The 14,848-nt window shown below is 43.2% G+C and carries 14 protein-coding genes; 11 read left to right on the top strand and 3 right to left on the bottom strand.

Going from position 1 to position 14,848, the window contains the following annotated elements; genetic code table 11:
• Positions 1 to 33: 33 nt before the first annotated feature.
• On the bottom strand, positions 34 to 1,530 hold the full coding sequence (locus MHI15_RS15095) for an amidase (RefSeq protein WP_341164562.1): 1,497 nt from the start codon (positions 1,528 to 1,530) through the stop codon (positions 34 to 36).
• A gap of 148 nt (positions 1,531 to 1,678) precedes the next feature.
• On the opposite strand from MHI15_RS15095, the gene MHI15_RS15090 reads away from it, so the two are divergent.
• Positions 1,679 to 2,146, top strand: coding sequence for a MarR family winged helix-turn-helix transcriptional regulator (locus tag MHI15_RS15090; protein ID WP_076126284.1), 468 nt, complete (start codon positions 1,679 to 1,681; stop codon positions 2,144 to 2,146).
• A gap of 75 nt (positions 2,147 to 2,221) precedes the next feature.
• Here MHI15_RS15090 and MHI15_RS15085 read toward each other — a convergent pair whose 3' ends face one another.
• A complete protein-coding gene (locus tag MHI15_RS15085; protein ID WP_076192880.1) occupies positions 2,222 to 3,853 on the bottom strand; it encodes an MDR family MFS transporter in 1,632 nt (543 codons plus the stop codon).
• Between the two features lie 217 nt (positions 3,854 to 4,070).
• On the opposite strand from MHI15_RS15085, the gene MHI15_RS15080 reads away from it, so the two are divergent.
• The 5 genes from MHI15_RS15080 to MHI15_RS15060 all read left to right on the top strand — a co-directional run bounded on the left by MHI15_RS15080 (position 4,071) and on the right by MHI15_RS15060 (position 9,004).
• Complete coding sequence (locus tag MHI15_RS15080) at positions 4,071 to 4,592, top strand: MarR family winged helix-turn-helix transcriptional regulator (RefSeq protein ID WP_076126288.1); 522 nt, start codon at positions 4,071 to 4,073, stop codon at positions 4,590 to 4,592.
• Positions 4,593 to 4,661: 69 nt separating this feature from the next.
• A complete protein-coding gene (locus MHI15_RS15075; protein WP_305953551.1) occupies positions 4,662 to 5,408 on the top strand; it encodes a metallophosphoesterase family protein in 747 nt (248 codons plus the stop codon).
• An 80-nt stretch (positions 5,409 to 5,488) separates the two neighbouring features.
• Entirely contained in the window at positions 5,489 to 6,526 is a 1,038-nt protein-coding gene (locus MHI15_RS15070) for a helix-turn-helix domain-containing protein (RefSeq protein WP_341164561.1), read from the top strand.
• A 3-nt stretch (positions 6,527 to 6,529) separates the two neighbouring features.
• Positions 6,530 to 7,792: an FAD-dependent oxidoreductase gene (locus tag MHI15_RS15065; protein ID WP_076184718.1), complete on the top strand. Its 1,263-nt coding sequence runs from the start codon at positions 6,530 to 6,532 to the stop codon at positions 7,790 to 7,792.
• A gap of 294 nt (positions 7,793 to 8,086) precedes the next feature.
• Positions 8,087 to 9,004, top strand: a complete 918-nt coding sequence (locus MHI15_RS15060; RefSeq protein WP_076134042.1) for a DUF5692 family protein — start codon at positions 8,087 to 8,089, stop codon at positions 9,002 to 9,004.
• Between the two features lie 83 nt (positions 9,005 to 9,087).
• Here the strand turns inward: MHI15_RS15060 and MHI15_RS15055 are convergent, their stop codons facing one another.
• Entirely contained in the window at positions 9,088 to 9,981 is an 894-nt protein-coding gene (locus tag MHI15_RS15055) for a CPBP family intramembrane glutamic endopeptidase (RefSeq protein ID WP_341164560.1), read from the bottom strand.
• Positions 9,982 to 10,468: 487 nt separating this feature from the next.
• Between MHI15_RS15055 and alaS the strand changes: the two genes are divergently transcribed.
• From alaS to MHI15_RS15030, 5 genes are all read left to right on the top strand, one after another.
• Positions 10,469 to 13,102 (top strand): alanine--tRNA ligase, encoded by a 2,634-nt coding sequence (gene alaS / locus MHI15_RS15050; RefSeq protein WP_341164559.1) that lies wholly within the window; start codon positions 10,469 to 10,471, stop codon positions 13,100 to 13,102.
• A 314-nt stretch (positions 13,103 to 13,416) separates the two neighbouring features.
• On the top strand, positions 13,417 to 13,692 hold the full coding sequence (locus MHI15_RS15045; protein WP_036675601.1) for an IreB family regulatory phosphoprotein: 276 nt from the start codon (positions 13,417 to 13,419) through the stop codon (positions 13,690 to 13,692).
• Positions 13,689 to 14,108: a Holliday junction resolvase RuvX gene (gene ruvX, locus MHI15_RS15040; RefSeq protein WP_036675598.1), complete on the top strand. Its 420-nt coding sequence runs from the start codon at positions 13,689 to 13,691 to the stop codon at positions 14,106 to 14,108. Before MHI15_RS15045 ends, ruvX begins: the two co-directional genes overlap by 4 nt.
• A gap of 13 nt (positions 14,109 to 14,121) precedes the next feature.
• A complete protein-coding gene (locus tag MHI15_RS15035) occupies positions 14,122 to 14,430 on the top strand; it encodes a DUF1292 domain-containing protein (protein WP_038569507.1) in 309 nt (102 codons plus the stop codon).
• The gene (locus MHI15_RS15030) at positions 14,423 to 14,731 is read left to right on the top strand and encodes a DUF1292 domain-containing protein (protein WP_076104918.1); all 309 of its coding nucleotides are present in this window, start codon (positions 14,423 to 14,425) and stop codon (positions 14,729 to 14,731) included. The genes MHI15_RS15035 and MHI15_RS15030 overlap by 8 nt, the downstream gene beginning before the upstream one ends.
• Positions 14,732 to 14,848 lie beyond the last annotated feature (117 nt).

Genomic DNA, 14,848 nt, shown 5'->3' with positions numbered 1-14,848 from the left:
AGCTTGAGCTGCGAGAGCATCACCCTTAATTGATCAGGTGAACAGCGGATTTCCAGTCATGCCGACCCAAAGAGCGGATTGTTCAAGCTGGGCAGCAAGCTGAAGCAACAAATCTTCACGGCCTTTGTTCGCCATGACTTGAACGCCTAGCGGCAGGCCATTTGCTGACTTATGGACGGGCACACTCATTGCAGGCTGGCCTGTCAGATTTGCGAGCTGGGTGAACGGTGTATAGGTTAGGCTTGGCTCAAACATCTCGTAAATTAAGCGGCTCTGTTCTTCTTTTTGCAATTCATTTACGTGCAGCAGCTTTGCTATCTCTGCAGGTTTATGCGTTAATTCACCAATTTTGGGAGCAGAGTTTGCATTCGTAGGTGTTATATATAAGTCGTAATGATTAAACAGTTCCGCCATTTGGGCGGCTGCAACGTCCCATTCATCCAGACTATGTACGAATTCGGCCGCTGAAACATTTTTTCCGGTCTCACCAAGGACCCACGTAATGATATCGACATCGTCAGCAGTTATGGAACGTCCCATATTTCTCTCCAGGGAGACGAACATAGCTGCTACCTCTCCGGCATTCATCGTATAGTAGTTCTCCATCAGTCTTGTGCCATTCACAGGACTTTCTGTTTCTTCAACCGCATGTCCTTCAGTTTCGAGCCATTTCACGGTTTTGAGAACAGCATTTACGGCCTCTTCAGAGATAGGCGTACCTACTGGGGAAGCCGTCGTAAATCCAATTCGTAGTTTACGTTGCGTAGGCTTAAACAGGTCATCCAGATATACGCCCGGGTATAACGGGGTCTGGAAGGCGGCTTCCGGCTGCACAACCTGCAGCAGATCTAACATAGCAGCGCTATCGCGAACGGACCGGGTTAAGACAAAATCAATAGAAGCCCCTTGCCATTGACGGCCGACTCCAGGTCCTACTGGTGTGCGCCCGCGCGTGGGTTTAAGTCCGAATAGGCCTGTGAATGAGGCGGGAATACGGATGGACCCACCACCATCACTGGCTCCCGCTACTGGAACAATACCAGAAGCTACAGCCGCCGCGGCTCCGCCACTTGAACCTCCAGGAGAATATTCGAGATTCCAAGGATTACGAGCAGGGCCATGGAGGACATTCTCTGTAATGTTTTTTAAGCCGAACTCGGGTGTATTCGTGTGGCCAAGTGGAATAAAGCCGGCTTTCCTAATTCGTGCAACATAATTTGAATCCCACCGTGCGACATTGTTCTTCATCAGCATAGCCCCACAAGTGATGGGCTCGCCAGCGATAGATTGGGAAATATCTTTTAATAGAAACGGAACGCCAGCAAACGGCCGAGTGTTATCCTGAACAGGCATCTCGTCGGCTTCTCTAAGAGCAGCTTCACGACGGGTGCGCACCACCGCATTTATGACCGGATTGATCTCATCTAACCGAGCAAAGGCGGCTTCGACCAGCTCACGAGGTGAAATTTCACGTGCTTTGACAAGTGAAGCAAGTCCTAGAGCGTCATAGGTAGAGTAAGAAAAGGACAAATTAGATACCCACTTTCAATTTAGGATGATTATTATATTATACATCCCATTAGTTATTTTTTGAAAATGGGTAATCTGACATCTATCAATTCTTTTTTACGTCATATTAGGCTATACTTAGTGTTAAATGATTTTATGGGGTGTACTGATGAACGAAGAGAAATATCAGAATGTGGATGGATTAATGGAGGCTTTCCAACAATTCGCTAGAATGAACTGGCGTAAAACCACGATTTGGGGCTTGAAGCCAAGTGAGGTCCGGATGTTGGTTTCTTTAAAGCTTGGTAAAGAACGGGAAGGGAAGAAGGGACAGACGGTTTCGGAGATTAGCAAGTTTCTGAAAGTCACCTCTCCTACGGTTACCCAAATGCTCAATAGTCTGATTGCACAAGGATATGTGGTGCGTACTTCTGATGCACAGGATCGCCGAGTTAGTGAGATCACGCTTACGGAAAAAGGGGAGCATCTGGCTGAGATGGCTGTAACGAAATCCCGGAATACCTTTAAAGGTATGATTGATTACATGGGCAAAGAACAGACGGATACGTTAATGGAGCTGTTAAACGGAGTCTATGTTTACTTCGAAGAATTGAACGATCAACCAAACGAATCCTAGCCCTTCATATAAAAAAAAGAGATGCCAGACAGCCTAAGCTGTTTACGGACATCTCTAATGTAAGGTTATTTGTGATTAATGTGCAGCAGGCACAGATTTTTCGAGTTTTTTACTCCCGTTTTTATCCTCTGCGTGTGTCTCCATTTTTTTCTCTCCACTACGTAATGGAATCTCTTTAAGGAACAGAACGAGCAGTGCTGCGATAACTAACAGCGCCGTACCACTTAAGAACACAACTGTCAGGGAATCGCTTAGTGCGTTCCGCAGCATCTCAATCAATTGATTGAAGAGCGGCTGAATTTGCTCTGGCAGTGTTGCATGCAATTCTTTAAGCTTAGGCTGATCTAGCAGCATTTGAGGATTCATAAAGGCAGAAAGCTGTTTAGCGGATTCAGGATCAAGTTTGGATAAATCCGGACCTTTGCCAGAGGACACCGCTGCCTCTAATTTTTTGGTTAATGAGGAGTTCATAATGGTACCCATGATGGCAATACCTATGGTTCCACCTAAATTACGGAATAAAGTATTTGTAGCAGTAGCAACACCTAGCATTGAAGGCGCTACAGCATTTTGTACGGTTAGAGTAAATACAGGCATTGATAGTCCTAACCCAACCCCGAAGATAATCATGCTGACTACAGCCGTAGCAATGTTACTCATAAAGGCCATTAATATCATGGCTACAACCATGAATGGCATCCCCATTAGAGCATAACGTTTATATTTTCCTGTTTTGGAGATCCATCTTCCCACTAAAGTACTTAGTACAATCATAGTAAGTGACATTGGCATATTGATGAAACCAGATTTAGTTGGGGAGACGCCCTCTACCCCTTGCACGAAGAAAGGCAGGTAGATCATTGCGCCCATCATACCGGCATTCATCAGGAAGCCGACAATCATTGAGATGGATACGATGGAATTTTTAAATAAGGATAATGGCAATACTGGGCTTTTAGCTTTACGTTCAATCAGAATCAGGATAATCAGACCCAGAATGGAAGCCCCAAACAAGCCGAGAATCTCCGGAGAACCCCAGTCATATTTTGTTCCTGCCCATGAAAAGCCGAGCAAGAGCGCAACAATGGTCAGGGAAAGGAAAATGGAGCCTAAGTAGTCGATGGACTCAGATGTAGAACGCGTGGTTTTAGGGAACATTTTCAAAATCATAAAGAAGGCCACGATCCCGAAAGGTAAGAAGATCCAGAAGATCCATTTCCAAGCCATGTGATCTACCATGAATCCACCAAGGGTAGGACCAATTACACTGGAGAAACCAAATATCGCCATCATAATTCCAGTCCACTTGGCTCTCTCTCTTGGAGCGAACAAATCACCTACAGCGGTTACGGTAGCCGACATTAGAATCCCGCCGCCTAGACCTTGAATCCCGCGATAAGTGATCATTTGAAAAATGTTGGTCGACAATCCGGATAGGAAAGCACCTATAATAAAAATGACAATCCCTGATAACAGGAAGGGCTTTCTTCCGTAAATATCGGATAACTTACCGACAAGTACGGTAGCGATGGTTGAGGTGAGCATATAGATGGTAATTACCCAGGTATAATGTTCAATACCTCCAAGCATCGCAATAATTCGGGGCATTGCTGTGCCCACAATCGTCTGGTTGATTGCTGCGAAAAACATAGCCGCCATTAAAGCAATCATAATTGTAACTTTCTTTTTCTGAGTGAGATGCTCCAGAGCAGTTCCTCTCCTTTAACTTCTATATATTGTAGTTTGGGAATTCATGTCGTAATAATTAGGTAGCCAAACTATCATTTATGTATAATACACAAATTCATCAATTAGCACAACAGGTTAATTATTAAATTTTAATTTAAAGAGAATTTGAATTTGACTTGATTTTTTGGGAATAGGTAAGTAATCTAATTAGATTGAGGTATATTGGAGGTGCCCTATGGATACCCATGACAATCAAGAGCAGAAGCTGATCATAGCCCTTGAAAATATAAAGCGTCTGACTGCTCGCCCCTACTCGATTGATGTAGTATCGTATAGAGAGTTTGTTATGATGTACGTCATTCACACTGTAATGAAGCAAAAGAAAGCCACTGAAGGTGACAAACAGCACCGGGGAGTTATGATTTCTAAATTAAGTGACCTGCTCCAGATAAGTAGACCTACTGCCACGCAAATGGCAAATACGTTGGAGGAAAAAGGTTACGTAGTGCGTACAACATCCGATACAGATCGTCGGGTCGTATATATCTGTCTGAGTGAGCTTGGAGAGCAGATTTATAGCAGGCAGATGGCATCCTATTCCGGCATTTTGAGTGAAATCACGCAAAAGGTCGGTAAGGAAGAGATCGACCAGCTGATCTTTTTGTGCGATCGTTTTCAAGAAGCGGTGCATGAGGTCAGGAGCCGTCATTTTTTTCCACAGTCGGATGAGGAGCCATTAGTTATAGATTCAGTATAGAAAGCCCAACATCAAAAGATATTCCTGCAGACCTGCGGGAACATCTTTTTTTGCATCTTAGAGCAAGGAGTGATTATCATCAGAATATTAGCAATTAGTGACATTCACGGAAGTTATGTAGAATTCAATGCCCTATTATCAAAAGTGAATTATCGCCCGGCGGAGGATAAGCTTATTTTAATGGGAGATTATGTGGATAGAGGTCTGGACAGTAAAGGAATTGTGGAGCAAGTGATGACTCTGCAGCAAGAATGTGGAGCGATAGTTCTCAAAGGAAATCACGATAAAATGGCTTGCGATGCGCTCACCAGCGATGATGATAATTTGGATACCCATTGGCTAACTAACGGCGGATTTCATACACTGATGAGTTATTGCGAGGCGGGCTACGAAGGATTGCAGAAGGATTTTGGCTGGAAGGATTATATGCAGCTAAAAGAAAAAATTAGGCGGGACTATAGACATCATATAGACTTTCTGAGCACATTGCCGCTTTATCATGAGACGGAAGAACATATTTTTGTTCATGCAGGCATTAATCCATTAATAGAGGATTGGAAGCAGCAGGACCCTTATGATTTTATCTGGATTAGAGAACCCTTTTATAAGAATCCGGTAGTTAGCACTAACAAAACGGTTGTTTTCGGTCATACTTCGACGATGGATCTGCATGATTCAGAAGAAATCTGGTTTAGTCCACTGGGAGATAAAATTGGGATAGATGGCGGCTGTGCATATGGCCAACGACTAAATTGCTTGGAGATTTCCGCAGGGAAATACATAACGCATTTTGTTCGGAATGGTGAGACGCTTTGAGCGTTCTCCCATTTTTTTTAGAATAGTAATGAATTAAACGTTAACTATGTATAAAATAAAGATAGGAGGGGTGCAAATAGGTGAATGCGAACAACAAATATCATATCCTCATGCAAGGGGCCATCAGCAAGAATGTGAGCGAAACCTGTAAGGAGTTTGGCATTTCCCGGACGATCTATTATAAGTGGTCTAAAGCTTATCAACAACATGGAATGGATGGACTTGGGGAGAAGAAAAGAAAGCCGGTAATGCCTAATAAAGTAGATAAGAGAACGGAAAGATTGATCTTGGAGTACGTCGCCAGATTTCCTGAGGATGGGCCTAAACGCATCTTTTATGAACTGCAAGATGAAGGTATGCAAATAGGGGAATCCGGTATTTATAATGTACTACGTCGAAACGGACTAAATAAACGAATAGAACGTGAAGCTTACGCCAATCAGATCAAAGCAAAGAAGAGGAATCGCGCACAATCCACTCACACTAAAGGATTTAAAGAGAAACGGAAAATACTAGATTATAAGATGAAGAATCCGATAAATGCTCATCCCGGGTATATGTGTCAGCAGAGTATTAGCTATTTGGGAGTTTTCCCGAGGGTCGGAAAGGTATATCAATATGTAATTTATGATGCCTACTCCAGACTAGGTCTAGTTAAGCTATACAATCGGAAATCTACCATTCATTTTATAGATTTTATGCATCTGAAAGTTCTCCCATTGATGAAGACATTAGATTTTCATATCGATAATCTGGTTACGAACAAAAGCCGTGAATTCATTACGAACTGGGACAGAGGAAAACATAAATATAGTGAATTTTTACATAAGAACAATATTAATCAAGTCGCTATAACGGTAGACCAAACAGAGATATTTCAGCCCTTGCAGCAATTTGCGGCGGTGTTGACCAAAGAATTCTACCAGCAGGCTTGGGTAGATGATACGATAGATTCTTTTGAGATTTTAGAAAAGCGCTTACATGAATACTTGAGAACCTACAACTTCAGCAGGCAAATTACAGACGGACCTAATCAAGGTAAAATACCATCGGATGTCGCACTTGCCTATACGGGACAACGAGAAACTTTGCCATTATGGTTATTTACAAGGAGATAACGGATGATGACAAACACGAAGAATAAAGACCGAATTGGAATCATCGGTGCAGGGATTTCTGGGGTTACGGCTGCTTATGAATTAGCGAAAAAAGGATATACCAACATTACCCTCATGGAGAAGTCGGATAGAGTAGGAGGAAAGTGTCATTCTATTGAGTACAAAGGAAAAAGTTATGAAATGGGGACGCTAATCGGCCTGCCTACCTATAAACATACGATGGATTTTATGAGAGATTTTGATCTTATGGATAGGGGACCATTGTTAGAACGTGGATTTTTTGATAATAATGGGAGAAAAACTTCACAAATTCCCATGGAGCAGATAGAGGCGTTTACACAAGAATTCAAACGATTGCCGGATATTCTAAAACGCTATGAGTCTCTCCAAGAACCGGGTTTTCTCCACTTACCGCCAGATTTATGTCAGCCATTTTCGCAGTGGTGTGTAGAGAATAAGCTGTCTGTCCTTGAGCAGGTCTACATGCATTATTTTAATACTTTTGGATTCGGTGGTATCCATAATGTGCCCGCTGCATATGTGCTGAAATTTCTAAGCTATGATAATCTGTTGTCGTTTATTGAAATTACTCATATGATAACCTGGCCTAAGGGTGTTACTGAGCTGATTAGACGAATGGCCGACCAAGTAAACGATCTACGCCTGACTTGTGAAGTGCTTTTTATGGAGCAAGAACAAGATGGGCAGGTTCGAGTAGAGACGAGTCAGGACATCTTTTATTTTGATAAGGTCATTTATACAGCAGCTTTAGAGCAAATGGGCGATACAGTTAGCCTGTCAAGTGAGGACAAAACTTTATTAGCGAATATAACCTATGAATGGTTTAGGGTATATGCGTATAGAGTGAAGGGGTTGCCGGAGCTTTCTGGCTATATCCCCCGGAATATGTACCCTGAACGTAAAGGGCATATGATGGCATGGTACTATCGGTGGGCAGATATGGGAACTACGGATCTAGTTACGGTTTATGTAGCAGAGAATGAAGCTATGACTGATCTGGAAATGCGAGAGACGGTAGAAAATAAACTTCGCGAGCTGGGCGGAGAGAGCATTCGACTATATATGATGAAGCGTTGGAGGCATTTCCCACATGTGGATTCTAATGCGCTACATGAGGGATTTTATGAACGGGTTGATCAGATGCAGGGGAAAAACAATATCTATTTAGCTGGAGAAATCATGAACTTCCCTACACTTGAGAATTGTATTATATACGCGAAACACTTGGTTGAACGATTCTTTTGAATAACATTAATGAGGAACCTTGTCCACAAAGAAATTTGTCGACAAGGTTTTTTTACATTCAAGTTAGGTTTGCAGTATATAGTTCTATAGACATGTATTCTAATAGATTTCTCAGAAGAAAGGTAGAAAGTTTGGCGAATTCTAGTGCTAGGGTTGTGTAAACTTAACTTGAAATGAAACTAAAAAAACACTGATAAATCAACGTTTTAAGCGATTTGATCGTTTAAAGAGGGATGGGCTATATTGGACCTGAGACACAGATTACATACACCAACCTACAAGGAGGAGTAAAACATGTTTTTATTCGAATCGATTCCCTGGTACTCTGCGCTAATGTGGTTAGTAGTACTAGCAGGATTAATGTTTGTAAATGAAATCGCACGGAAGAGCAAGTGGTTCTCAATCATTCTTTTTATAGTTGTCCCTATTGTTCTTACCATAGCGGTTTGGCCAAATACGGCAGGAGAAGGTTCCAGTACTGGAACCTGGTTTCACTGGGTAAAAGTATATTCTGCTTTGGCAGGATGTATAGGGTTTATGGCTATCCGTTATGTTAAAGGATGGGACAAAAATAAATATATATTAATGTTCCCGGCTATTATCCTTGCAGTTAACATTCTTGAAGCAGTTATTCGTGATTTCCAAGTGTACAGCTTGCAAGGTATGGTGGATGGCGTAATGATGGTAGGTGGTCCTTGGAACATTATGAACGGGATCGCAGGTATTCTGAACATTATTACGATTTCTGGTTGGATGGGTATTGTGATCAGTAAAGATAAGAGTAAAGATATGTTGTGGCCTGACCAGCTTTGGTTCTGGATCATTGCTTATGACATTTGGAACTTTGCCTATGTATATAATGCGGTTTCTGACCATTCCTTCTATGCAGGTGCAGCATTGTTGATCTCTTGTACCATCCCGGCGTTCTTCTTTAAAAAAGGGGCATGGCTGCAGCATCGTGCACAGACTTTGGCGATTTGGATGATGTTTACGATGTCGTTCCCGGCGTTTGTTGGCGAGTCAAAGTTCTCTGTACAATCCTCTCATAGTGAAACCGCTCTGTGGATAGTAAGTGCATTATCTTTAGCTGCTAATATTGCAGTGTTTGGTTATCATTTCTATAAAATCATCAAGCATAAACGCAATCCGCTTAAAGAGGAAGTTTATACGGATTTAGCTGCTTATAAAGCTATTGCAGAGGGTGCGAATTAATAGAGAAATTATAGTAATAGTGATAGAAGTTCCTCCTGCTTAAAGGGGGAACTTCTTTTTGTGAATAATTAAAGTTCTAATTATCAGAGCCCCATATCCGCCCGTTGCTGCGCACGAAATGTTTTCCTTTTTATACAAAGCAAAAGACAAGTCAGTAATAAGACACATAATAAAGTTGCCGTATACGTGAAATTACTGTTCCAAAACACTATCTGAATATTCATTAATGAGTGAACGCCGATCACGAAAAATAAATTTCGGGTTAAGATATAGAGTAGAGCGAATATAATTCCTAGAATTAGAAGCATGATAAAATCATAAACAAACTCCATTCCAACTAATCCTGAGTAAATCCGGTTTGGGATATGTATGGCGGCAAAGATCGATTGTGAAATCAGCATTGCAGAGATCATCCGTGTAGTTTTGTTGTTGATTTTTTTTAAGTATAGATAGATTTGAACGAGCAGGAAGCCGCGAAATAAGATTTCTTCCAATAAAGCATTTCCCAAGACTTGACCTAGAATTTCACCGAAAACTAAATTTGAATGGCTGAAGATAGCATTGTTAAGTGTTAGCTCTGAGTGATTCAGGTGTACCATACACAAATCTACTATATTTATAGCGAGCCAAAACAGAAAGGTACCCAGCAGTCCGGCTCGTAATTTTTCTATTTTTAACCCAAAATCCCGGGGCGAAACTTTAGCTATCAGAATCAAAAAAATAATTACTTCTAAGAGAAGCCCAACTAGATTGGCGGCTAACGTTTCATTGATCCAGTGGTTTGTGTTTTTGGCAATAAAACTTAAATATCCATGCTCAAAAAGGATGAGATTAACCGCAAGAGTAAAGATAATATGAATAAAAATGAGGCTCGCTATAAAAAGGTAGTGTGTAGGCTTTGCTTCAAAAATCGATGATAGATTGAACTCCTTGGAGTGAAGCATCGACGGCAGTCCTCCTGATACAAAATATTCCAAATTAACCTTAGATTTCACTATATCCTTTTTGAGTCCAAGTTTACTGTTACAAAAATCATGTGTTATTCTTCACATTCGCCCATCCCCAGATTGACAGAAGCAAGGGCACTGGCTATACTTGAAATGTTAAAATGCAAATCGGACAAATCGTTGATGAAAATGAAGTACACCGGAGGATGGCTTGATCAGAGAAAAGGTTCCTTTACGAAACGTTTCGTAATGGCTGTGAGAACCTTGAAGACAGGCCGGTGGAAAGCTAATTTCGGAGTGTGAGATCAATGCTCACCGGGGGCGCCCGTTATCAGCCGCGACAAGGCGATCGTCTGCAATTGTCCCATTAGTGGGGTCAAGGCGATAACCAGGGTGGTACCGCGATATTAATCGTCCCTGAATTATTCAGGGGCGTTTTTTTGTTTTTATTTTTTAGGTATTTTGTAATTTCCGGTGTAAATGCCGAAGTAAAAAGATGAGACGGGAGCTGTAAATGATGAAAGCAAGTGAAATTCGTTCCAAATGGCTTAAATTTTTTGAAAGTAAAGGTCACAAGATTGAACCAAGTGCGTCCCTCGTTCCTCACAACGATCCTTCGCTTCTGTGGATTAATGCGGGTATGGCACCTTTGAAAGTGTACTTCGATGGCCGGGAGGTTCCAGAAAATCCGCGCCTGACTAACTCACAAAAATGTATTCGTACCAATGATATCGAGAATGTGGGTAAGACACGCCGTCACCATACATTTTTCGAGATGCTGGGTAACTTCTCCATCGGCGATTATTTCAAAGAAGAAGCTATCACATGGGCTTGGGAGTTCCTAACCGGCAAAGAGTGGATCGGCTTTGACCCGGAACGTATTTCCGTAACGGTGTACGCAGAGGATGAAGAGGCATTTAAGCTGTGGAATGAAAAGGTTGGCCTGCCTGCTGAACGCATCATTAAGCTGGGCGACGATAATTTCTGGGATATTGGCGAAGGCCCATGCGGTCCTTGCTCGGAAATCTTTTATGACCGTGGTGAAGCTTACGGCAGTGATATGAGCGATCCGGAAATGTATCCAGGTGGAGAAAATGAACGCTGGTTAGAAGTATGGAACCTGGTGTTCTCACAATTCAACCATAACAAGGATGGCAGCTATACGCCGCTTCCGAATAAAAACATTGATACAGGGGCTGGCTTGGAGCGTTTTGCATCCATTCTACAGGATGTAGATTCCAACTTCGACACTGATTTGTTCCAACCTATTATTCAAAAGACAGCACAGCTCGCGGGTGTAACTTATAAAGATAACGTTGAGCAGGATATCGCGCTTAAAGTAATCGCTGACCATGTGCGTACCGTTACTTTTGCGGTCGGGGATGGAGTACTTCCTTCTAATGAAGGACGCGGTTATATTATCCGCCGTTTGCTTCGCCGTGCTGTTCGGTACGGAAAGACCTTGGGTCTGGATCGTCCATTCCTGTATGAGCTGACTGAAACCGTTGGCGAAATTATGGGTGTCTACTATCCATCCGTTGTGGACAACCGCGAATATATCGCAAAGATTATTCGTACTGAAGAAGAACGTTTCCACGAAACATTGTCTGACGGATTGGCTATTTTGGGTGAGATCAGTGCTAAAGCAAAAGCAGAGGGTCTCAGCAATATTGCTGGAGCCGATGCATTTAAGTTATATGATACTTATGGGTTCCCATTTGACCTGACCGAAGATTTCGCAGCGGAGCAAGGTTTAACTGTAGACCGAGAAGGTTTTGATGCGGCTATGCAGGAGCAACGTGACCGTGCGAGAGCTGCACGTCATGATGGCGGCAGCATGAAGATCCAGGGAGGCGCACTAGCAGACCTGACGGTTAAAAGTGAATTTGTTGGATATAATGACTCGGTAACAGAGTCGAAAATCCTGGCTATTGTTGTGGGTGATGAATTGGTAGATGTCGCCGGTGAAGGCGCAGAATGCCAAGTTATTCTTGATACAACACCGTTCTATGCTGAGAGCGGCGGACAAGTAAGTGACACGGGTGTGCTTACTGGGGGTTCAGTTACAGCTAAGGTAAAAGGACTCTTTAAAGCTCCACACGGCCAACACGTACATTTGGTAACTGTGGAAGCGGGAGAATTGAAAGTGGGCGAATCCGTTCGCGCGGAAGTGGATCGTGCGGAGCGTGAAGATATCGTGAAGAACCACACAGCTACCCATTTATTGCACAAAGCGCTTAAAGAAGTTCTTGGCGGGCATGTTAATCAAGCGGGATCTTTAGTGGAAGGTGCTCGTTTGCGGTTTGACTTCTCCCATTTTGGAGCGATTACTCCAGAAGAATTGAGCGATATCGAACATCGCGTAAATGCACAAATCTGGCGCGGTCTAGATGTAGTGATTGAGAACAAGCCGATTGATGAAGCTAAAGCAATGGGAGCAATGGCACTCTTTGGTGAAAAATACGGTAATATCGTCCGTGTCGTTCAAGTGGGTGATTACAGCCTTGAGCTTTGCGGTGGTTGTCATGTATCCAACACGTCGCAAATCGGAATTTTCAAGCTGCTTAGCGAAAGTGGCATTGGTTCCGGAGTGCGCCGCATCGAGGCGGTTACCGGACGTTACGCTTACCAGTTCACTGAAAGTCAGCTAGATTTGCTCAAACATTCAGCAGGCCTTCTTAAGTCTTCTCTGAATGACGTTCCGAAACGGATCGAAGCGCTGCATAACCAGGTGCGTGAGCTTTCGCGTGAGAATGAGTCCTTGCAATCCAAGCTGAGTGCTACTTTTGCTGCTGAACTTACAAGCAGTGTGAAGACAGTTGGCGCAGGTACGCAGCTCCTGGCTGTTGCTGTTCAAGCAGGCAATATGGATGCTTTGCGTTCCACAGCGGATGAATTGAAATCCAAGCTTCCGGATGCAGTGCTTGTACTAGGTGCGGCGATGGATGATAAGGTGAACTTTGTAGTATCTGTACCGCAAGACCTGGTGAAGAAAGGTTTCCACGCTGGTAAACTCGTTAAAGAAATTGCAGCGGTTTGCGGCGGTGGTGGCGGTGGGCGTCCAGATATGGCGCAAGCCGGCGGTAAAGATGCTTCTAAGCTAAACGAAGCATTGGCAAAGGCTGAAGAATTGGTAGCTTCCTTAGCCTAAGTTAAAATTACGAAACCATTTCTCTAACTAAACGTATTACGAGAAAACATAGCGGTACTGAGAGTTTGATATCAGTACCGCTACTCTTTATTAGCAGGATGTTAGATATTCATGAATAATTGTGCTTGACAATAGCTTAAAAGCCAAAAATATCATAATTTTTGTAGAGAAAATGCCAAAAAAAGCGTTAATAACGGGCAGGATTTCCTCGTTGGGGCATGAATATGTTATGATAAAGGAAGCAAGCGAGCTGCACAGTAGCAACTTTGCGAAGCCGTCCCAAAAGGCGATTTTGCAGAAGGAAGGTGTCACAAATGGACTCCATGGACAAAACGGTCAAATTCAATGTGAAGGGCGACGAAAAGGAAGCTTCTCCCCAGGAAATATTGCTAGCAGTATACGATGCACTGGTGGAGAAAGAGTATCATCCGATCAATCAGATCGTAGGGTATCTTCTTTCCGGAGATCCGGCTTACATTCCGCGCCATAACAATGCGAGAAGTTTGGTCCGGAGAAAAGAACGTGATGAGCTGATTGAAGAGCTGGTTAGATTCTATCTCGTCAATCACAGGGTGGACAATCCGAAATGAAGAAGAAGTTAGGTTTAGATTACGGCGACCGTAGAATCGGTGTAGCCACAAGTGATGTTTTTGGCTGGACGGCGCAAGCTCTTGAAACGATTGAGCGCCGAGGTACGGGTAATGAGTTCGAACGCATTCGTGAACTTGTTGCAGAGCACGAAATTGGAGAGATTGTAGTTGGTCTACCGAAGAATATGAACGGCTCAGTAGGACCCCGGGGCGAAATCTGTATAGAGTTCGCTGATAAGCTACGGGAAGAGTTAGAAATGCCCGTACACCTTTGGGATGAGCGTCTGACGACGGTATCCGCAGAGCGGGTGCTGATTGAAGGGGACGTCAGCCGGAAGAAACGCAAGGGGATTGTGGATAAAATGGCTGCAGCCCTGATTTTGCAAAATTTTTTGGATGCTAACAGTAAAAGGTGAGGGGTGCGAGGATATGACAAACGAACAGATTGGCCAAGAGGAAGAACCGGAAATTATCTATATTCCCGATGAGGAAGGTAATGAAGAGGAATTCGAGGTCATTATGAAGTTTGAGGTTGATGGCTCGGACGCTAAGTATATGATGGTGGTTCCGCTAGACTCCGAGGACGAGGAAACCGATGAGGTATACGCGTTCCGTTATGTGGAAGAAGGCGACGATCTTCAATTGTTCATGATCGATAATGACGAGGAGTGGGCGATTGTCGAAGAGACTTTCAACACACTGGTCGACGAGTTGGACGGAGGATCGGAGAATGACTGAGATATCCGCTGATCAAGCGGTATGGACTTCACGGCTTAAAGAAGCCTACGGAGAAACTGTAGAACTGGAAGATGAGCAAGGCAAATCTTCCATTTACGATATTATCGCCGAATTTGAAGTCGGTGATCGCGGATATGCAGTGCTGAAAGGCTCTGGCAAAGACGTGGAGTATGAAATCCTGCGTATCGTTGTCTCTTCTGACGGACTTCCGGAATTAGAGAGCATTATGGACGATGAAGAGTGGGAAGACATCTCTGAGCTATACGATGAGATGACTTTTCCAGCAGATGGCGCTGAATAAAACTTAAACATGTACGTTACATTTATGATGGGCACGGAAGAGGGCGGAGAATTCCGCGCTCTTTTTGCTTGAAATGCGAGCAATATCCTATATACATCAATCTAAGGAAATATATAT

The organism is Paenibacillus sp. FSL H7-0918 (assembly GCF_038007025.1).
Taxonomy (GTDB): Bacteria; Bacillota; Bacilli; order Paenibacillales; family Paenibacillaceae; genus Paenibacillus_AQ; species Paenibacillus_AQ odorifer.
The sequence above is the reverse complement of the archived record's forward strand: the minus strand, read 5'-3'. Positions and strand labels throughout refer to the sequence as shown.